Source organism: Pseudomonas azerbaijanoccidentalis (genome assembly GCF_019145495.1).
Classification (GTDB): Bacteria; Pseudomonadota; Gammaproteobacteria; order Pseudomonadales; family Pseudomonadaceae; genus Aquipseudomonas; species Aquipseudomonas azerbaijanoccidentalis.
Map to the genome: position 1 here is coordinate 287,796 of NZ_JAHSTU010000003.1, position 18,487 is coordinate 306,282.

Below are 18,487 nucleotides of genomic sequence, written 5' to 3' on the forward strand. Positions count from 1 at the left end.
AAAGTGCTAGCATTTTACGTTTTTTTACAAATTTATGACAATATTTTCACGCCATTTTTATGTCGTATTATTTGTAACGAGAAATAAAAAAACCCTTCAGTCGAAGGGCTTTTGATGAATGCCACACGCTTGTCAAAAGGGTGCGGGGCACTCGAAGCGCAGACGCTCACCACTTTGCGGGTGAGTGAAACTCAGCATGCTGGCGTGCAAGCACAGGCGTGGCCACGCGGCCAGCGCTTGCTCGTGAGCGTAGAGCCCATCGCCCAGCAAGGGGTGACCGATCGACAGCATGTGCACGCGCAACTGGTGCGAGCGCCCGGTGATCGGCGTGAGTTCCACGCGGCACCAGTCGCCACAGCGTTCCAGCACACGCCAGAAGGTCAGCGCGTTTTTACCGAACTCATGGTCGACCACATGGCGAGGCTTTGTCGGTGGGTCGTAGCGCAGCGGCAAATCAATGCTGCCACTGTCGAGCTCGGGTTGGCCCCAGCACAGGGCGGTGTAGGCTTTTTCGGTTTCGCGGTCGTGAAATTGTCGGGACAGTTCACGGTGCGTATCGGGATCGCGAGCCAGCAGGATGATGCCGGAGGTCTCCCAGTCCAGGCGATGGACGATACGGGCTTCCGGGTAACCGTTTTCCTGCAGGCGGGTGATCAGGCAGTCCTTGTTGTCTTCGGCCCGGCCGGGGACAGAGAGCAACAAGGTCGGTTTGTTCACCACCAATACGGCGGCGTCCTGATGAATGATGTGGACGTTGGACAGCGGCATTAAAACAGCCTCGTAACAAACGCCAACGGCGGTTCAGGCCCCCCGCAGTCGCGCGTGGGGCCTGAACCGCCGTGGCTCCAGCCGGATCGACTCAGCGATCTGGCAGGGTGATATTGAGTTCCAGAATCGAGCAGCTGCCCTGGCTTTCCAGTGCGACGTGCACGTCATCGGACCCGATATTGACGTACTTGCGAATCACCTCGACCAGTTCCTTCTGCAAGGCTGGCAGGTAGTCCGGGGTACTGCGTTGGCCGCGTTCGTGCGCCACGATGATCTGTAGACGCTCTTTCGCTACCGACGCGGTGCTTTGCTTTTTGTTGGCACGAAAGAAGTCAAAAAGGTTCATTGCTTAGTTGCCTCCAAACAGGCGCTCGAAGAATCCCTTCTTCTGTACATCGAGGAATCGATGATCCACGGTCTTGCCCAGCAGGCGATCTACGGTATCGCTGTAGGCCTGGCCGGCATCGCTCTGGTCGTCGAGGATCACGGGAACGCCCTGGTTGGATGCCTTGAGCACCGCCTGGGATTCCGGGATCACGCCGAGCAGGGTCACCGAGAGGATCTCCTTGACGTCTTCTACGCCGAGCATTTCGCCTTTGCTCACACGTTCCGGGTGATAACGGGTAATCAGCAGGTGTTCCTTGATCGGGTCTTCGCCACGTTCGGCGCGACGGGACTTGCTGGCCAGCAGGCCGAGCATGCGATCGGAGTCACGTACCGAGGACACTTCCGGGTTGGTCACGACGATCGCTTCATCTGCGAAGTACATGGCCAGGTGGGCGCCTTTCTCGATACCTGCCGGGGAGTCGCAGACCACGAACTCAAAGTCTTCCTTGAGTTGCATCAGGACTTTTTCCACGCCTTCGACGGTCAGCGCGTCTTTGTCGCGGGTCTGGCTGGCGGCCAGTACGTAGAGGTTTTCCAGGCGCTTGTCTTTGATCAGGGCCTGTTGCAGGTTGGCTTCGCCGTTGACCACGTTGACGAAGTCATACACCACGCGGCGCTCGCAACCCATGATCAGGTCGAGGTTACGCAAGCCCACGTCGAAGTCGACGATCACTGTTTTGTGGCCGCGCAGAGCGAGGCCGGTACCGATAGCGGCGCTGGTGGTGGTCTTACCCACACCACCCTTGCCGGATGTAACCACGAGAATCTTGGCCAAGGTGTTTCACCCCTAAGGAAAAAGGACTTTTAGCCCCTGAAAAACATCTCCTGAAAACTACTGCAGTCGGACAGCCTTGGCTGGAATTCGGTTTTGAGCGGCGCTTACCCCCGGTAAACACTGCTTTTAGCCTTTTTCCTACTTCGTTTGAGCCGTTTTCGCTACGTTTTAGAGATGCTTGGAAAATGCGGCAGTATCCGTTAAAGCCGAATGATGTTCAACACATCGCCCGACAGGCTGACCTGCACGCCCGAACCCCACAACGGGTCGCGGCGCAGATCTTCGGACACCTTGTAATGTCCTGCGATGGAGACCAGTTCAGCGCTCATCTGCTGACAGAAAATCCTGGCTTTCGTGTCGCCCTTGACGCCGGCCAACACTCGACCTCGCATGGGGCCGTATACATGGATGTTGCCATCGGCGAGAAGTTCCGCCCCCGGGCTGACCGAGGAGATCACCACCAAATCGCTGCCTTGTGCATATATCTGCTGGCCACCACGTACTGGCGACGTAATTATTTTGGTCGGCTTGATCGTCGGCTCCGGTGGTTTTTCCGGTTTTTTTGCGACCGCGCCTTCGTTCAAATCCAATGCACGCTCACGGGCGCCGGACGGCGGCAGCACCGGCAGGTCGACCGCGATGGCCGCCGCGATGTCTTCGATTCGGCTGGCTCGGATTGCCAGGGTGCGCAGGCCGTGCTGTCGGCAAACGCGCATCAGGCCCGGCAGATCCACCGCGCCTTCGCTGGCCGGGAGTTTGTCCAGGGCCAGTACCAGCGGCGCATTGCTGAAAAAACCAGGCGCCTGGGCAACTTTGGCGGCCAGTTGCCGGTCGAGGCTTTCGAGGTCGTTACGGGCCAGTTCCAGCACCGTAATGGCGAGCATGCTGCCCTTCAGCTGGAACACGGGATCTTGGTCTAGCAGTTCGGTTTGGCTCATGGTCGGCATACAACGACTTGTCACTAAAAGTGCCGAGACTTATAACGAGAACGCCCGCAGGCCGCAAGCCGGGTCGAACGATGTAGAATGCGCGGCCATTGTCTTTCCGGATGCATGAATGGATCGCCCGCGTTTTCAAAAAACCTTTCTATCTCCACGTTTCTGGCCGCTGTGGTGTGGCTTGGGGCTGTTGTGGCTGATCGTCCAGCTGCCCTATCCGGCATTGCTGTGGCTCGGTCGCGTGCTCGGGGCCTTGATGTATCGCGCGGCGGGCGACCGACGGCGCATTGCCAAGCGCAATCTGGAGCTGTGTTTCCCGGAAAAGTCCGCGGCTGAGCGCAAGCGCCTGCTCAAGGAAAACTTCGCCTCCACCGGTATCGCGTTTTTTGAAATGGCGATGAGCTGGTGGTGGTCGCGTGAGCGATTGGCGAAGCTGGCCCACATTGAAGGCCTGGAATACCTGCAGCAGGCCCAGCGCGAAGGCAAGGGCGTGATTCTGATGGCCGTGCATTTCACCACCCTGGAAATCGGCGCAGCGCTGCTCGGCCAGAAACACACCATCGATGGCATGTACCGCGAACACAAGAATCCGTTGTTCGACTACGTCCAGCGCCAGGGGCGCGAGCGGCACAACCTCGATTCGCTGGCGGTCGAGCGCGAGGACGTGCGCGGCATGCTCAAGTTGCTGCGTTCGGGCCGGGCGATCTGGTACGCGCCGGACCAGGACTACGGCGCCAAGCAAAGCATTTTCGTGCCGCTGTTCGGTATTCAGGCGGCGACTGTCACCGCCACCAGCAAGTTTGCACGGCTGGGCAAGGCGCTGGTGGTGCCGTTCACCCAGGAGCGTCTGGCGGACGGCAGCGGTTATCGCCTGGTGATCCATGCGCCGCTAGAGGGTTTTCCCGGTGAAACCGAAGAGGCTGACTGCTTGCGTATCAACCAGTGGATCGAAGGCGTGTTGCGCGAATGCCCGGAGCAATACCTTTGGGCTCATCGCCGCTTCAAAAGCCGTCCACCCGGCGAGCCCAAGCTCTACGCAAAACGCGGTTGATCCGCCGATCCCGATAAGCTCCATGGAGTGTTGCAATGAGTCCTGCTGAACCGGTTACAGGGTTAATTCTTTCCGGTGGCGGGGCTCGGGCGGCCTATCAGGTGGGGGTGTTGGCGGCGATTGCCGAGCTGTTGCCGTTGGGCGCGGACAATCCGTTTCCGGTGATTGTCGGCACCTCGGCCGGGGCGATCAATGCCGTCAGCCTGGCCAGCGGGGCCACGGATTTTCGCGCCGCCATTGAGCGGTTGACTGCGTTCTGGCAAGGCTTTCGCAGCCATCTGGTGTTGCGCAGCGACTGGCCCGGAGTGATCCGCCAGGCCAGCCGGTTTGTCAGCCACAGTTTGCTGGGCCTTGGCGCTCAGGTGCCGGTGGCGCTGCTCAACAGCTCGCCACTGCGCGGTTTGCTCAACGACAAATTGCACATGGACGGCATCGCCGAATCCATCGCTCAGAAGCAGTTGCAGGCGGTGGCCGTAACCGCGTTCGGTTACGAATCGGGTCAGGCCGTGACCTTCTATCAGGGCGGCGGCACCATCGACGCCTGGTTGCGCCATCGCCGGATCGGCATACCGACGCAACTGTCCGTCGATCATCTGCTCGCCAGTTCGGCCATTCCGTTGTTGTTCGCTCCGGTAAAAATCGGCGAAGAGTATTTCGGCGATGGCGCGGTGCGGCAGTCGGCCCCGATCAGCCCGGCATTGCACCTGGGCGCCAGTCGTGTGCTGGTGGTGGGCGTCAGCGGCAACCCGCGTGGCGTCGACCCCGAGCAACCTCTGCAACGCGCCTATACCGGGCAACAACCGACCCTGGCGCAGATCGGCGGGCACATGCTCAACAGTACGTTCATTGACAGCCTGGAAAGCGACATCGAGTTGTTGCAGCGTTTGAATCAGTTCAGCCACCTGATGCCCGACGGTACGCCGACACGCACATTGGGCGTGGCGCCGGTGGAGGTGCTGGTGATTTCACCGAGTCAACCGATCGACGAGATTGCCGCGCGTCATCGACAGGAATTGCCGGCAGCGCTGCGTCTGTTTTTGCGTGGGCCGGGGGCGACCAAGACCAGTGGGGCAGGGGTGTTGAGTTATTTGCTGTTCGAGGCGGGGTATTGCAGTGAGTTGATTGATTTGGGGCGGCGGGATGCGTTGGCCAATAAGGAGGAGTTGAGTCGGTTTTTGGGGTTGCCGTAAAGCAAAGATCGCAGCCTTCGGCAGCTCCTACAGAGGGAACGCATCCCAATGTAGGAGCTGGCGAAGCCTGCGATCTTTTGACGTTAAATCAGAAGTGCACCTTGACCAGGAAGCTGGTCACGCTCTGATCGGTCTTGAAGCCCTGGCTGTCTTCGATACCGTACTTGTTTTTCCAGTAGTCATACTCGACACCGACGTACAACTGCTTGGCGCCCAGGTTCAGCGCCTTGCCCAAGTCGTATTTGATCTGTGGGTTGAAGTGCAGGTTGGCGTGGTATTCGCCTTTGTCGTTGACGTCGTTGTCGACAACCCAATCCATGAAACCGTCGATCAGCACGTCCGAGTCACCCACCGGGATGGTGTAGGACCAGGCCGGAGTGATCTGCCAGACATCGTCACCCGCGCGGCTGCCTTCGGTGTGACGGTTGTAGAAGTTCAGCTGGAAATAATCGAAGCCAGGAATGGCCAGATCGAAACCCGGACCGATCAAGTAGGACTCGGTATCGTCTTCACCGAACTCATAGGTCATGGCCAGCAGCACGTCTTTGATCGGGCCGAATTCCAGCTTCTGATCGAAGATCTTGTTGAACGACAAACGCGGGCTGAACTCGCCGTAGTGAGTGTTCTCACCCGCGAAAGAGTCTTCCTTGCCGTTGTAGAAGATCTTGTCGATGAAGAAGAAGTTGTCGCCGTATTTCCAGCCATCGGCGTGTTCGAAGGTCACCGTCTGCTGAATGCGCGGATTGACCTGAAAGTCCTTGCCGTAAAGGTAGGTCAAGCTGTTGTCTTGCCATTGCAGCAGATCGCCCGCCATGGCCTGGCCCCCAGCCAGCATCGAACCCGCCAGCATCAGGCTAGTGCACGTACGTTTCATTCGGTTGCTCCCAAAAAGTAGGTGTTCCACGTGTTTTTTTAAGGTCGGCGCTCTGGTGTGGCGCCTTTTTCTGTTTCGGTAAAAAAATCATCCATTCGGTCAGCTTTCATGCAGTAAGCAAGAGCTGCGCCAAGGCATGTCAAAAACAAAAAACTCCCGTTCGGCTGCTCAAAAACAGTCGATTGAGAGTGGTTTGGGGATGCCTTGATACCGTCCAGAGCCGGGATAAGTTGGCTTTCTGGTCAGGAATTAAATCCGGGCTTTTTTTTAAAGCGGATTCAGGCGGCCGCGGAGAATACTGACTCCTTGGCCAGGTCTCAAGTGCCCCGCAACAGCGCACCGACGACAGGTTTGGGGCGCAGTTGCGGGTCATCTTAGAAATGCACCTTCACCAGCAGGCTGGTGGTGTTTTCATTGGTGTCGAGGTTGCCGTTGTTTTCGATGCCGTATTTGTCTTTCCAGTAGCTGTACTCGGCGCCGACATACACCTGTTTCTCGCGCCAGCCGAGGGCTTTGCCCAGGTCGTATTTGATTTGCGGGTTAACGTGCACGTTGGCGTGGTAAGTGCCGTGGGCGTTCTCGTCGTTGTCCACGACCCAGTCGATGTAACCGTCGATCAACACGCTCGAATTGCCCACTGGAATGGTGTACGACCAGGCCGGGGTGATCTGCCAGACATCGTCGCCGGCGCGTGAGCCTTCGGTGTGGCGGTTATAGAAATTCAAGGTGAAAAAGTTGAAGCCAGGTACGGCGAGATCGAAGCCGGGACCGATCAGGTAGGCCTCGGTGTCGTCTTCGCCATTCTCGTAGGTCATGGCCAGCAGAACGTCCTTGATCGGGCCGAATTCGAAACGGCGGTCGAGGATTTTGCCGAGGGAGAGGCGCGGGCTGAATTCGCCGTAATAGGCGTGGACGCCTTTGTTGCGGTCTTTTTCGCCGTTGTAGTAGGTGCTGTCGATGAACATGAAGTTGTCGCCGTACTTCCAGCGGTCGGCGTGTTCGAAGGTGATCGTCTGCTGGATCGACGGGTTGACCGCAAAATCCTTGCCGTACAGATAGCTCACGCTGTTGGTCTGCCACAGCAGTAAATCGCCGGCCATGGCCTGGCTGGCCGCCAGAAGTCCACTGCCCAACAGCATGCTGGTTTGTGTACGAATCATCTGTTGCTCCCTCTTGTTTTTATTGTTTGAGGCGCAGGCAGCCCCGCCCCTTGTGGGAGCGGGCCTGCTCGCGAAAGCGGTTTGCCAGTCAACATTGATGCTGGATGTGCCGACCTCTTCGCGAGCAAGCCCGCTCCCACATGGGTTTGTGTTGTTACTTGTTAGTGCGCGTGGCAGTCGTTGATCGCCGCGCGTTCGCGGCCGCCGAGGATGTTGAACAGCAGGTTCAGCGCCAGTGCACTCAACGTCGCCATGGCAATTCCGCTGTGGGTGATCGGGCTCATCCACAGGGGCAGGTGGGCGAAAAACTCCGGACGCACCACCGGGATCAGGCCCATGCCGATGCTCACCGCCACCAGCAACTGGTTGCGACGGTCGCCGATGTCGGCTTCCTGGAGAATCTTGATCCCTGTGGCCGCGACCATGCCGAACATCGCAATCGCCGCACCGCCCAGTACCGCGGGCGGAATTGAAGCTACGAGGAACGCGGCTTTGGGCAGCAGGCTCAGGACGATCAACAAACCACCGGCGACGATGGTCACCGAACGGCAGCGCACGCCGGTCATCTGCACCAGGCCGATGTTCTGGGCGAAGGAGGAGTGGGTGAAGGTGTTGAAAAAACCGGCAAAGAACGAGGCGCCGGCATCACACAGCAAGCCGCGGCGCAGCATGCGTGGGCACACTTCCTGACCGGTGATCTTGCCCAGTGCGAGGAACATCCCGGTGGACTCGACAAAAATGATCACCACGACGAGGCACATCGACAGGATCGGTGCGAGTTCGAACTTCGGCATGCCGAAGTGCAGCGGGGTGACGAATTGCAGCCATGGCGCCTGGGCCATGCCGCTCAGGTCAACCATGCCGAGCACGCCGCAGAGCACGTAGCCCAGGCACATGCCGATCAGCACGGAAATGTTGACCCAGAAACCGCGCATGAAGCGGTGCACCAAGAGGATGGTACCCAGCACCAGTGCGGCGATAGTCAGGTAAATCGGTGAACCGAATTGAGTGGCGCCAGCACCGCCGCCGGCCCAGTTCACGGCCACGGGGAACAGCGACAAACCGATCGAGGTGATGACCGTGCCGGTCACCAAAGGCGGGAAGAAGCGCACGACCTTGGACATGAACGGCGCGATGATCATGCCGAAGAATCCGGCGGCGATGGTTGCACCGAAGATACCTTGCAAGCCGATACCGGGCATGCCGGCCATGGCGACCATGCTGCCGACGGCGGCGAAGCTGGCGCCCATCATCACCGGCATGCGGATGCCCATGGGGCCGATGCCGAGCGACTGAACGATAGTGGCGATACCGGCGACCAGCAGGTCGGCGTTGATCAGGAAGGCGATTTCTTCACGACTCAGGCCAGCGGCCTGTCCGATGATCAGCGGCACCGCGATGGCGCCACCGTACATCAGCAGAACATGTTGCAAACCGACCAGAATCAGTTGCAAAAGGGGCAAACGCTGAATGGCGGGTGCGTCGGGGATGCGCGCTTTGGAGAGCTCGGACATGCAACACCTCGGATCTTTTTTATTCTTGTGATTTTGTGCATCAGGGTGACCGCGGCGCGGCCAATCGCGGGCAAGCCAGCTCCCACAGGATTCAGGTGATCCTTGTGGGAGCGGGCTTGCCCGCGATGCGTCTCAACGATTAATTGGTCGGAGCTCCCTGTGCAACCCAGGCACCGAGCAGGTCACGTTCCTGCTGGGTCATCTGGGTGATGTTGCCCAGTGGCATGATCTGGCTGGCGACGGCTTGAGCCTGGATGCGCGCCGCGTTCTGGCGGATCTGCTCGGGGGTGTCGAACATCACACCAGCCGGCGCGGCGCTGAACAGTGGGCTGGTCGGTTTTGCCGAATGGCAAACCGAGCAGCGTTCCTGAATCACGCTGTGCACCTTGTCGAAACCGGGACCGGCGTTGGATGCCTGTGCCGGAGCGGTTGCAGGTGCCTCGGCAGGTTTGGCTTCAGTCGGTTTCAAGCCACCGCCCACTGCGGTTTCCGGCAATGGCTGGTATTCGATGGCAGCAGGTGCCTTGGCCACTTCAGGGGCGCTGGACATCGGCTTCGGACCGGACACATAAGCCAGGCAAATCATGCCCACCGCTGCCACGGGCAGGGTCCAGGCAAATTTGTGGCTGTCGTGACGGGTGTTGAAGTAGTGACGCACCAACACCGCCAGAACCGCGATCCCGGCCAGGATCAACCAGTTGTACTGGCTGCCGTAAGTGCTCGGGAAGTGGTTGCTGATCATGATGAACAGCACGGGCAAGGTGAAGTAGTTGTTGTGACGCGAACGCAGCAAGCCTTTGGCTGGCAGCGCCGGATCAGGTGTGCGGTTCTCGGCGATGGCCGCTACCAGTGCGCGTTGCGCCGGCATGATGATGCGGAATACGTTGCCGACCATGATGGTGCCGATGATCGCGCCGACGTGCAGGTACGCACCACGACCGCTGAACACTTTGCTGAAGCCATAGGCCGCGGCGATGATCAGAACGAACAGGATGGCGCCAAGCAGGGCAGGGCGTTTGCCCAGGGCCGAGTCGCAGAGGAAGGAGTAGATGAACCAGCCGATGAACAGCGAGCCGATACCGATGGCCACGCCTTCAGGACCGCTCAGGGTGCTGCCCGGAGCCAGCAGGTAGAGCGTCGGGTTGGAGTAGAACACCACGCACAGCAGCGCGATACCCGACATCCAGGTGAAGTAGGCTTCCCATTTGAACCAGTGCAGGTTGTCCGGCATGGTCGGTGGAGCCAGTTTGTATTTTTCCAGGTGGTAGATACCGCCGCCGTGGATCGCCCACAAATCACCGGCCAGACCGCTTTTCGGGTTGACCCGATTGAGGTTGTTTTCCAGCCAGACGAAGTAGAACGATGCGCCGATCCAGGCCACACCAGTAATCATATGAACCCAGCGCACGCTCAGGTTCAGCCATTCCAACAGATGTGCTTCCACAGTCTTTACCTCTCGCCTGTCACTCTGTTGTCGAGTGATCAGACCTTCTCTTATTGGTGGGGGGCGAGGATCAAACGCTCATCCTCTTTGAAAAAATGCTCATCGCAGTTATTGCCTGTGCCACTGCGATCAACCACCAGGAAGTCATCCCGCTTTTCGATCGTCAGCACCGGGTGGTGCCAAACGCCGCGATGGTAATTAATGCCCTGCCTGCCGTTGGTGACGAAGGCGCGGACCAAGCCTGATACAGGTTCATCGCCAAGTGGCGCGACCACGATCAGAAAGGGGTTGCCGAGCAGCGGAATGAAAGCCTGGCTGCCCAGCGGGTGACGCTCCAGCATGCAGACGGTCAGCGGCATGTCCTGCGCGTCGGCGCGGAAGATGCTGATGATCGCGTTGTCCTCTGGCTTGGCGGTTTCGACCGTGGCCAGTTTATGGAAGCGCATGGTCGAACCGTTGTTGATCATGAAGTGATCGCTGCCGTCGGTTTCGATCACGTCACCGAAAGGGGCGAAGGCTTCTTTGGTCAGCGGTTCAATCGTCAGTGTGCGCATGCTGTTCTTCTTTTCCAAATTCGTATTCGGTTGACTGCGTTCCCTGTAGGAGCTGGCGAAGCCTGCGATCTTTTGACTTTGCTTTTTAAGATCAAGATCAAAAGATCGCAGGCTGCGCCAGCTCCTATAGGCTCAGCATTACTTCGCGACTTTGCCCAAAACGCGCAGACGGCTCACACCACCATCTGGGAACACGTTCAGGCGGATGTGGGTGATTGGGCCCAGTGCCTTGATCTGCTCGGCGAAGGTGTGTTCGGCGTGCATTTCCAGCTTCTGGCTTGGCAGCAGTTCGCGCCAGAACAGCGACTGGGTTTCGATCTGGCTGTCGGTGCCGCCCTTCACGAACGCGCCCTGGATCGAGCAAGTGTCCGGGTAGTTGCCCTTGAAGTGCAGGGTGTCGACGATGATTTTCTCGATCTCGCCCGGGTGGCCCAGCGCGACGATGACCCAGTCATTGCCCGGAGTACGACGACGTGCAGTTTCCCAGCCGTCGCCCATGTTGATGCCACGGCCCGGGTTGAGGATGTTGCTCATGCGGCCGAAGTGTTCGTCGGAGCAGGCGAGGGCGCGGCCACCGTTGAGGGCTGCAGCCAGGTCGACTTGCTCGTTGTCGCCGACAGCCGACCAGTCACGGTGCGGAACGCCGTACACGCGCAGACGGGCAACACCGCCGTCCGGGTAGATGTTGAAGCGCAGGTGGCTGAACGCTTGGTCGTTGCTGATTTCGTGGTAGTGGTGGCTGTTGCCTTGCAGCTCGACGGCCGACAGCACTTCAGTCCACTGGGTGTTTTCGTTCGGCTCGCCTTCCGCCAGGAAACAGGCTTCCAGGGAGGCCGATGGCGGGAAGTTACCGGTGAAGAATGAAGTGTCGATGTCGACGCCCTTGATCGAACCCGGTACGCCCAGGCGGATCACAGCGCTGTCGTAGCCTTCGAAGCGCTTGCGGCGCGATTCCCAGCCGTCCATCCACTTGCCGTTGTCATCGAACACGCCCTCCTTCCATACGGCCGGGGTCGGTTGGAACAGACGATTGGCGTCTGCGAACCAGTCATCGGTGACCGAAATGATTTTGGTGCCCAGGCGGGCATCGGCCAGGTTGACGAACTTCTCGAAAGGTACGGCGTAAGCTTTCATTCTTCTTGTCTGCCTTTAAATAAGTGGCTTGGGATGCTTGCAGTGCCCTGGGTGCTTTCTGCGTTTAAGAACACTCGGGCAAGGCTTGCTATAGGGTCAGTAATCGGAACAGGGCGATCTTGTTGATCTCCGCCAGCGCGCATTTGAATTCGGTCTCGACCGAGTTGTGAATGCGCGTTTCGAACGCTGCGAGGATCTGATGCCGGTTGCTGCCTTTTACCGCCATGATGAAGGGAAACTTGAACTTGGCTTTGTAGGCGTCGTTCAGCTCGGTGAAGCGTTGGAACTCTTCGGCCGTGCATTGGTGAATACCGGCGCCAGCCTGTTCATGGGTGCTGGCTTCGGTCAGTTGGCCCTGGACGGCGGCTTTGCCGGCCAGGTCCGGGTGAGCGTTGATCAGGGCCAGTTGGCTTTCGTGATCAGCACTCAACAGGATGTCGCTCATGCGCTGGTGCAGGGTTTCGATGTCGTCGATCGAAGCGTCCTGGCCCAGGTCGAAGGCCTTTTCGGCGACCCATGGCGAATGTTCGTAGATGTCGGCGAAAGCGGCGACGAACGCGTCACGGCTCAGGCTCGAAGGTTTGACGGTTTGAAAGGTGCTCATTTGGCAGCCCCTGTGTACGGGTGGGTTTCTTGCCAGTGGCGCGCGATGTCGACGCGACGGCTGAACCACACCTGTTCATGACTTTTAGCGTATTCGATAAAGCGCTTGAGCGAGGCCAGACGCGCCGGACGGCCGATCAGGCGGCAGTGCAGGCCGATCGACAACATTTTCGGCGCTTCGGCACCCTCGGCGTACAGCACATCGAACGCATCTTTGAGGTATTCGAAGAAATCGTCGCCCTTGTTGAAACCCTGGACCTGGGTGAAGCGCATGTCGTTGGTGTCCAGCGTGTACGGGATCACCAGGTGCGGCTTGCCGGTCGGGTTGTTCGGTTCCCAGTAGGGCAGGTCGTCGTCATAGGTATCGCAGTCGTAGAGGAAACCGCCTTCTTCCATCACCAGTTTGCGGGTGTTGGGGCCGGTGCGACCGGTGTACCAGCCGAGCGGACGCTCACCGGTGATTTCGGTGAGGATGCGGATCGCTTCGAGCATGTGCTCGCGTTCCTGGGCTTCATCCATGTACTGGTAGTCGATCCAGCGGTAGCCGTGGCTGCAGATCTCATGGCCGGCATCGACCATTGCGCGGATCACGTCCGGGTGACGCTGGGCGGCCATGGCGACGGCGAAGATGGTCAGAGGAATGTCGAATTCCTTGAACAACTTCAAAATCCGCCAGACGCCGGCACGGCTGCCATACTCGTAAAGGGATTCCATGCTCATGTTGCGAGCGCCTTGCAGCGGCTGGGCGGACACCATTTCCGAGAGGAACGCTTCGGACTCTTTGTCGCCGTGCAAAATGTTGCGCTCGCCGCCTTCTTCGTAATTGAGTACGAACGACAGGGCGATGCGGGCATTGCCCGGCCAGTGTGGGTGCGGAGGGTTACTGCCGTAACCGATCAGGTCGCGAGGGTAGTCAGCGCTCACTGCAGTCTTCCTTCTTATATTCGTGGTGACAGTTGGTGTGACGCGACTAAAGGTTGGATCACTGGCTGGCGTCACAGCGATGGGTTGATTGTATACAACTTTATATTCACTTTGTAAGCCTGATTTTTTGCATTTTTCGTTAACGGTCATCTTGACGTGGTATTGACACGCACCTGCAAGAAACCTGCCTGACTGGTCAGTTAATGATTGCTGGGTTCAGAGAACATAAGGTTGCGCAGGAAACTGGCGGAATTTCTGTCGATGGCGCTGTCGGCGGTAAAAATGTCGTTTTTATTGTGTACAATTTTTTTGAAAAGTGTCTTAATCAATCGCTCGCCGCAGCTTTTCGTGCTCCGAATCGGTGCGGTCTCCTTTTCACCTGACTTCGGGAGGCGCGAAGTCTGACTGCTTCCACGCAGGCAGGCGCGCAGAATCAATGGGACGTTTGACTACACACGTTTTGGACGCTGCACATGGTTGCCCGGGCAGCTCGATCAAGGTCGAGTTGTACCGCGTTGAAGGCTCGCACCTGGAATTGGTCGCCAGTGCGATAACCAACAGCGACGGTCGTGTCGATGCACCGCTGCTGCAAGGCGATGATTATCGCACCGGGGTTTATCAGGTTCAGTTCCATGCGGGCGATTACTACCGCGCCCGTGGCGTTCAGCTGCCGGAGCCTGCGTTCCTGGATGTGGTGGTGCTGCGTTTTGGCATCTCCGCCGAACAGGATCACTACCATGTACCGCTGCTGATCTCGCCTTACAGCTACTCCACGTACCGCGGCAGCTGATCCCCCAAGCAGCTGCCACCACCTGGAAGCGACTGCGCATATAGCTTCTTTGGTCTTTCGCCCGCTCACACTGCGGGCTTTTTTTCGTCTGGGGAAAAGTGGTGTCTGTGCTGACGCCATCGCTGGCAAGCCAGCTCCCACAGTGTCCGGGTCGTACACAAAAGATGTGAACACCCCTGAACCTGTGGGAGCTGGCTTGCCAGCGATGCTTTTAGCGGCTCAGCAGGGATGCAGCCCCTGCGCCACTGAACAACCCCGCACTCACCCGGTTAAACCAGCTCTGGCCCTTGCCGCTGCGCAGATACCGCGCCGCACCATGGGCACCGAGGCCGTAGGCCAATTTGCACAGCAGATCAAGCACGGTCCAGGTGGCAATCATCACCAGCAACTGCGGCAGGAACGGTTGTTCGGCGCTCAAGAACTGCGGCAGAAACGCGGCGAAGAACAGAATGTCTTTCGGGTTGCTGGCGCCGAGCATGAACGCGCGCCCGAACAGTGCGCGAAAGCGCGGCACTGCTGCAGCCTGAGGCACTACAGCGCCATGGGACGGCTGACGCGATTGCTGCCAGCTCTGCCAGGCGAGGTAGAACAAGTACAGCGCGCCGACGATTTTCAGAGCACTAAACAGTTGTTCCGACGCCAGCAGTAACGCCCCTAAACCCAGCGCCGAAGCACTCAACAGGCAGATCGAAGCAATCACGCCACCCAGAAACGCCGGGTAGGAACGGCGCAGGCCGTAGTTCAGGCTGTTGCTGATCATCAACAACGACAGTGGCCCCGGGATCAGGATCACTACCAGCGCAGCGCCGCTGAACAGCAGCCAGGTTTCCAGACTCATCACTTTCCTCCATTTGCACAAAAGCCTCACCCGACGGGGTGAGGCTGTTTTGAAACGTGTCCCGCGTAAGGCTTACAGGAAGATGAACTTGGCGATGAAGATCGCGCAGAGCACCCACAGGCTGACGGAAATTTCCTTGTACTTGCCGGTACCGGCCTTCAACGCCACGTAAGTGATGAAGCCCAGCGCGATACCGTCGGCGACCGAGAAGGTCAGCGGCATCATGATTGCGGTGACGATGGCCGGAATGCTGTCGGTCGCTTCGTCCCATTCAATGTGGGCCATTCCGCCCATCATCAGCATCGCTACATAAATCAGCGCGCCGGCGGTGGCATAGGCAGGGATCATGCCGGCCAGCGGAGCGAAGAACATGGCTGCAATAAATAGCACACCTACGGTCACTGCGGTAAGACCAGTCCGACCACCCGCTGCTACACCGGCAGCACTTTCCACATAGCTGGTGACCGGTGGAACGCCGACCACGGCGCCAAATACGCTGGACGCACTGTCAGCCTTCATCGCGCGGGAGAGGTTTTCGATCTTGCCGTCGGCGCCCACCAGGTTGGCTCGTTGGGCCACGCCCATCAGGGTGCCGGCGGTGTCGAACATGTGCACGAAGAGGAATGCCAGGACCACACTGATCATGCTGACGTTAAACACGCCGGCGACGTTCATGGCCATCCACGTCGGGGCCAGGCTCGGCGGTGCCGACATGATCCCTTCGTAATGCACGAGGCCCAGGCCCCATCCGGCCAGCGTGACGGTGATGATGCTGATGAGGATCGCGCCGAACACTTTGTGGTAGCTGAGGATGGCGATCATCAGGAAGCACACGGCGGCGAGCAGCGGACCAGGCTCGCGCAGGGAACCGAGCTTGATCAGGGTGGCCGGGCTATCAACGACGATACCCGCGGTTTTCAGACCGATCAGGCCCAGGAACAGACCCACGCCCGCGCCCATCGCATAGCGCAGGCTGACAGGAATACTGTTGAGCAACCATTCGCGAATCCGCGAGAAGGTCAGAATCATGAACAACACACCGGAGACAAACACTGCACCCAGTGCGGTTTCCCAGTTGTAGCCCATGGTACCGACGACGGTGTAAGTGAAGAACGCGTTCAAACCCATGCCGGGTGCCAGGCCGACCGGCCAGTTGGCGTAGAGGCCCATCAACAGGCACCCCAGAGCGGCGGCGATGCAGGTGGCGACGAAGGCCGCGCCGTGATCAATCCCGGCGTCAGCCATGATGTTCGGGTTGACGAAGATGATGTAAGCCATGGTGATGAAGGTTGTAAGACCGGCAATCAGCTCGGTCTTCACCGTGGTGCCGTGCAAGCTGAGTTTAAACAGACGTTCCAGCAGCCCATTGCGTAATGGCGGCGAGAGATCCAGCGTCGATGCTTCGGATTTGCGGCTTTCCACAGCGAGTACTCCTCAAGAGTTTTATTTTTATTTCCAGGGCCGGACCCATGAGGGTGGCAGCGGCCCTTTGAGGCACTTGCGAATTTGTTGACCGTATGGTCAGGAACTCGCACGAAGTGGATTATGCTTTTGTGTACAAATAAAGCAAATATTGTTTTTTGTTTTGTTTACGAAATATTTGGCTTTAGGGATATATCGCCTTCGAGGGCCTCATCGCCAGCAGGCTGGCTCCCACAGGTTTTGTGTACGCCACAGGTCACTGTGGGAGCCAGCCTGCTGGCGATGGGGCCAGAACAGTCAATCAACAACGGTCTGACTTTTCCCCAATCCCAAATTCACCGCCAGCCAGCCATTCACCGCTGTCTCCCCAGCCTCGGCAAACACCCGCTCCAACAATTTCACCTGCTCGCGACGCAGCGATTGCTCAAAACGTGTGCCATCGTCCGTCAATGCCAGCAAGCGCTTTCGCTTGTCGGTCTCGGACGCCACGCTGTCCACCAGATGCATTTCCAGCAATTGCCGCAACGGCATGTTCAGCGCCTGTTTGCTCACGCCGAGCAACGCCAGCAACTCCTTGACGCTGAGGTTCGGGTACCGGGCGATGAAAAACACGATGCGCTGATGAACCCGACTCAAGCCTCGCCGCTCAAGCATTTCATCAGCCTTGGCCGTGAAGGCCTGGTAACCGAAGAAAAACGCTTCCATGGCCTGTTGTTGGGAATTCGGGTTTTTAAGGTCAATCATGTTGACGTATCCGCCTGAGGTGTCGTAATTTCAGTCAACCAGTTTGACTCATTTTCTCCATGCCAAGCTACCGGTGACCCCATGGCTTTTTCCGAACGTGTCTCGCGCCTTAAAAGTTCTTTGATCCGTGAAATCCTTGCCGCCGCGCAGCGTCCGCAAGTGATGTCGTTCGCCGGAGGCCTGCCGGCTGAAGCCATGCTGCCCAAGGTCGATTGGGCCGACATGCCGGTGTCCATCGGCCAATACGGCATGAGCGAAGGCGAGCCGGCGTTGCGTGAGGTGTTGGCGGCAGAGGCCCGGATGTTGGGTGTGCGCTGCGAGGCGAGCCAGGTGCTGGTGGTCAGCGGTTCTCAACAGACGCTAGATCTGGCTGCCAAGCTGTACATCGATAAAGGCACCGAGATCCTGCTTGAGGCGCCGACTTATCTGGCGGCCCTGCAAATCTTCCAGTTGTTCGGCGCAGACTGCATCACCGTCCCGCTGGAGGTCGATGGCCCGGACCTGGCGCAACTGCGGGCGCGCCTGGAAAAACATCGTCCGGCGTTCATCTACCTGATCCCGACGTTTCAGAACCCATCCGCCGTGCGTTACAGCGAAGCCAAGCGTGACGCGGTGGCGGCGCTGCTCGATGAGTTCGGCGTCACCCTGATTGAAGACGAGCCATACCGCGAACTGACCTTCGATGGCGGCAGCGCCACGCCCATTGTCAGTCGCTTGAAAAAAGCCAGCTGGATCTACACCGGTACGGTGTCGAAAACCCTGTTGCCGGGTTTGCGCGTCGGCTACCTGATCGCCAGCCCGGACCTGTTCCCGCACTTGCTGAGGCTCAAGCAGTCGGCGGACTTGCACACCAATCGGGTCGGCCAATGGCAGGCTTTGCAATGGATCGGCAGCGAGAAGTATCAGCAACATCGCAGTGAGCTGCGCGATTTCTATCGGGGACGGCGGGATGCGTTCCAGGCGGCGCTGTACACCCATTTTGCTGATCTGGCGGATTGGAACGAGCCGCAGGGCGGGTTGTTCTTCTGGTTGAAGCTCAAGCAGCCGCTGGACACGCGAACCTTGCTCAATGCGGCGTTGGCCGATGATGTGGCGTTCATGCCGGGCGAACCGTTCTTCCCTGAGCCGGACAAGCATCACGGGTATTTGCGGCTGAACTTCAGCCATATCGATCCGGCGCGATTGGATGAAGGCTTGAAGCGATTGGCGGCGGTGGTGCGGCAGGCTCAGGCTGCGCGAGCGGCATAGATAAAAAAACCGGCTCAAGGGCCGGTTTATTTATGTCTGAGATTGGTAGCGTTTGTACCGGCCACATCGCTGGCAAGCCAGCTCCCACAGGTTTTGTGAGCACCACAGATCACTGTGGGAGCTGGCTTG

The 18,487-nt window shown here is 58.7% G+C and carries 19 protein-coding genes; 4 read left to right on the forward strand and 15 right to left on the reverse strand.

Annotated features, from left to right (window positions below; all coding sequences use genetic code 11):
- Window positions 1-132: 132 nt before the first annotated feature.
- From KVG88_RS12075 to minC, 4 genes are all read right to left on the reverse strand, one after another.
- Window positions 133-768: an RluA family pseudouridine synthase gene (locus KVG88_RS12075; protein ID WP_150702861.1), complete on the reverse strand. Its 636-nt coding sequence runs from the start codon at window positions 766-768 to the stop codon at window positions 133-135.
- A 91-nt stretch (window positions 769-859) separates the two neighbouring features.
- Window positions 860-1,114, reverse strand: a complete 255-nt coding sequence (gene minE / locus KVG88_RS12080; RefSeq protein ID WP_007974947.1) for a cell division topological specificity factor MinE — start codon at window positions 1,112-1,114, stop codon at window positions 860-862.
- Between the two features lie 3 nt (window positions 1,115-1,117).
- Window positions 1,118-1,930, reverse strand: coding sequence for a septum site-determining protein MinD (gene minD, locus KVG88_RS12085; protein WP_007974946.1), 813 nt, complete (start codon window positions 1,928-1,930; stop codon window positions 1,118-1,120).
- Window positions 1,931-2,130: 200 nt separating this feature from the next.
- A complete protein-coding gene (gene minC, locus KVG88_RS12090; protein WP_150702860.1) occupies window positions 2,131-2,868 on the reverse strand; it encodes a septum site-determining protein MinC in 738 nt (245 codons plus the stop codon).
- 118 nt (window positions 2,869-2,986) lie between these two features.
- On the opposite strand from minC, the gene KVG88_RS12095 reads away from it, so the two are divergent.
- Entirely contained in the window at window positions 2,987-3,919 is a 933-nt protein-coding gene (locus tag KVG88_RS12095; protein WP_150702859.1) for a lipid A biosynthesis lauroyl acyltransferase, read from the forward strand.
- 35 nt (window positions 3,920-3,954) lie between these two features.
- Window positions 3,955-5,109 (forward strand): patatin-like phospholipase family protein, encoded by a 1,155-nt coding sequence (locus KVG88_RS12100; RefSeq protein ID WP_217871453.1) that lies wholly within the window; start codon window positions 3,955-3,957, stop codon window positions 5,107-5,109.
- A gap of 88 nt (window positions 5,110-5,197) precedes the next feature.
- On the opposite strand, the gene KVG88_RS12105 is transcribed toward KVG88_RS12100, so the two are convergent.
- The 8 genes from KVG88_RS12105 to puuE form a co-directional block, all read right to left on the reverse strand.
- Window positions 5,198-5,983 carry an outer membrane protein OmpK gene (locus KVG88_RS12105; RefSeq protein ID WP_217871454.1) on the reverse strand — a complete coding sequence of 262 codons (786 nt, stop codon included), beginning with the start codon at window positions 5,981-5,983 and terminating at the stop codon, window positions 5,198-5,200.
- A gap of 374 nt (window positions 5,984-6,357) precedes the next feature.
- A complete protein-coding gene (locus tag KVG88_RS12110; RefSeq protein ID WP_217871455.1) occupies window positions 6,358-7,143 on the reverse strand; it encodes an outer membrane protein OmpK in 786 nt (261 codons plus the stop codon).
- A gap of 161 nt (window positions 7,144-7,304) precedes the next feature.
- The gene (locus tag KVG88_RS12115) at window positions 7,305-8,657 is read right to left on the reverse strand and encodes a nucleobase:cation symporter-2 family protein (RefSeq protein WP_150702855.1); all 1,353 of its coding nucleotides are present in this window, start codon (window positions 8,655-8,657) and stop codon (window positions 7,305-7,307) included.
- 139 nt (window positions 8,658-8,796) lie between these two features.
- The gene (locus tag KVG88_RS12120) at window positions 8,797-10,101 is read right to left on the reverse strand and encodes a urate hydroxylase PuuD (protein WP_217871456.1); all 1,305 of its coding nucleotides are present in this window, start codon (window positions 10,099-10,101) and stop codon (window positions 8,797-8,799) included.
- A 50-nt stretch (window positions 10,102-10,151) separates the two neighbouring features.
- Window positions 10,152-10,655: an ureidoglycolate lyase gene (locus KVG88_RS12125; protein ID WP_150702853.1), complete on the reverse strand. Its 504-nt coding sequence runs from the start codon at window positions 10,653-10,655 to the stop codon at window positions 10,152-10,154.
- Between the two features lie 138 nt (window positions 10,656-10,793).
- Window positions 10,794-11,789 carry an allantoicase gene (gene alc / locus KVG88_RS12130; protein WP_150702852.1) on the reverse strand — a complete coding sequence of 332 codons (996 nt, stop codon included), beginning with the start codon at window positions 11,787-11,789 and terminating at the stop codon, window positions 10,794-10,796.
- Between the two features lie 88 nt (window positions 11,790-11,877).
- Window positions 11,878-12,393 carry a 2-oxo-4-hydroxy-4-carboxy-5-ureidoimidazoline decarboxylase gene (gene uraD / locus KVG88_RS12135; protein ID WP_150702851.1) on the reverse strand — a complete coding sequence of 172 codons (516 nt, stop codon included), beginning with the start codon at window positions 12,391-12,393 and terminating at the stop codon, window positions 11,878-11,880.
- Window positions 12,390-13,316 carry an allantoinase PuuE gene (gene puuE, locus KVG88_RS12140; protein ID WP_150702850.1) on the reverse strand — a complete coding sequence of 309 codons (927 nt, stop codon included), beginning with the start codon at window positions 13,314-13,316 and terminating at the stop codon, window positions 12,390-12,392. Before puuE ends, uraD begins: the two co-directional genes overlap by 4 nt.
- Window positions 13,317-13,752: 436 nt before the next feature.
- Here puuE and uraH point away from each other — a divergent pair, with 436 nt between their 5' ends.
- A complete protein-coding gene (uraH, locus tag KVG88_RS12145; protein ID WP_003223171.1) occupies window positions 13,753-14,106 on the forward strand; it encodes a hydroxyisourate hydrolase in 354 nt (117 codons plus the stop codon).
- A 211-nt stretch (window positions 14,107-14,317) separates the two neighbouring features.
- On the opposite strand, the gene KVG88_RS12150 is transcribed toward uraH, so the two are convergent.
- The 3 genes from KVG88_RS12150 to KVG88_RS12160 all read right to left on the reverse strand — a co-directional run bounded on the left by KVG88_RS12150 (window position 14,318) and on the right by KVG88_RS12160 (window position 17,110).
- Complete coding sequence (locus KVG88_RS12150; protein ID WP_150702849.1) at window positions 14,318-14,944, reverse strand: LysE family translocator; 627 nt, start codon at window positions 14,942-14,944, stop codon at window positions 14,318-14,320.
- Between the two features lie 72 nt (window positions 14,945-15,016).
- Entirely contained in the window at window positions 15,017-16,366 is a 1,350-nt protein-coding gene (locus KVG88_RS12155) for an NCS2 family permease (protein WP_150702848.1), read from the reverse strand.
- A 297-nt stretch (window positions 16,367-16,663) separates the two neighbouring features.
- Complete coding sequence (locus KVG88_RS12160) at window positions 16,664-17,110, reverse strand: MarR family winged helix-turn-helix transcriptional regulator (protein WP_217871458.1); 447 nt, start codon at window positions 17,108-17,110, stop codon at window positions 16,664-16,666.
- Between the two features lie 81 nt (window positions 17,111-17,191).
- Between KVG88_RS12160 and KVG88_RS12165 the strand changes: the two genes are divergently transcribed.
- Window positions 17,192-18,358, forward strand: a complete 1,167-nt coding sequence (locus KVG88_RS12165; RefSeq protein ID WP_217871460.1) for an aminotransferase-like domain-containing protein — start codon at window positions 17,192-17,194, stop codon at window positions 18,356-18,358.
- The last annotated feature ends 129 nt before the right edge of the window (window positions 18,359-18,487 follow it).

Bases quoted from the DNA above. Each gene is read 5' to 3' on its own strand.
- KVG88_RS12075 (WP_150702861.1), bottom strand. From the start codon at position 768: ATGCCGCTGTCCAACGTCCACATCATTCATCAGGACGCCGCCGTATTG.
- minE (WP_007974947.1), bottom strand. From the start codon at position 1,114: ATGAACCTTTTTGACTTCTTTCGTGCCAACAAAAAGCAAAGCACCGCG.
- minC (WP_150702860.1), bottom strand. From the start codon at position 2,868: ATGAGCCAAACCGAACTGCTAGACCAAGATCCCGTGTTCCAGCTGAAG.
- KVG88_RS12095 (WP_150702859.1), top strand. From the start codon at position 2,987: ATGGATCGCCCGCGTTTTCAAAAAACCTTTCTATCTCCACGTTTCTGG.
- KVG88_RS12100 (WP_217871453.1), top strand. From the start codon at position 3,955: ATGAGTCCTGCTGAACCGGTTACAGGGTTAATTCTTTCCGGTGGCGGG.
- KVG88_RS12105 (WP_217871454.1), bottom strand. From the start codon at position 5,983: ATGAAACGTACGTGCACTAGCCTGATGCTGGCGGGTTCGATGCTGGCT.
- KVG88_RS12110 (WP_217871455.1), bottom strand. From the start codon at position 7,143: ATGATTCGTACACAAACCAGCATGCTGTTGGGCAGTGGACTTCTGGCG.
- KVG88_RS12115 (WP_150702855.1), bottom strand. From the start codon at position 8,657: ATGTCCGAGCTCTCCAAAGCGCGCATCCCCGACGCACCCGCCATTCAG.
- KVG88_RS12125 (WP_150702853.1), bottom strand. From the start codon at position 10,655: ATGCGCACACTGACGATTGAACCGCTGACCAAAGAAGCCTTCGCCCCT.
- alc (WP_150702852.1), bottom strand. From the start codon at position 11,789: ATGAAAGCTTACGCCGTACCTTTCGAGAAGTTCGTCAACCTGGCCGAT.
- uraD (WP_150702851.1), bottom strand. From the start codon at position 12,393: ATGAGCACCTTTCAAACCGTCAAACCTTCGAGCCTGAGCCGTGACGCG.
- uraH (WP_003223171.1), top strand. From the start codon at position 13,753: ATGGGACGTTTGACTACACACGTTTTGGACGCTGCACATGGTTGCCCG.
- KVG88_RS12150 (WP_150702849.1), bottom strand. From the start codon at position 14,944: ATGAGTCTGGAAACCTGGCTGCTGTTCAGCGGCGCTGCGCTGGTAGTG.
- KVG88_RS12160 (WP_217871458.1), bottom strand. From the start codon at position 17,110: ATGATTGACCTTAAAAACCCGAATTCCCAACAACAGGCCATGGAAGCG.
- KVG88_RS12165 (WP_217871460.1), top strand. From the start codon at position 17,192: ATGGCTTTTTCCGAACGTGTCTCGCGCCTTAAAAGTTCTTTGATCCGT.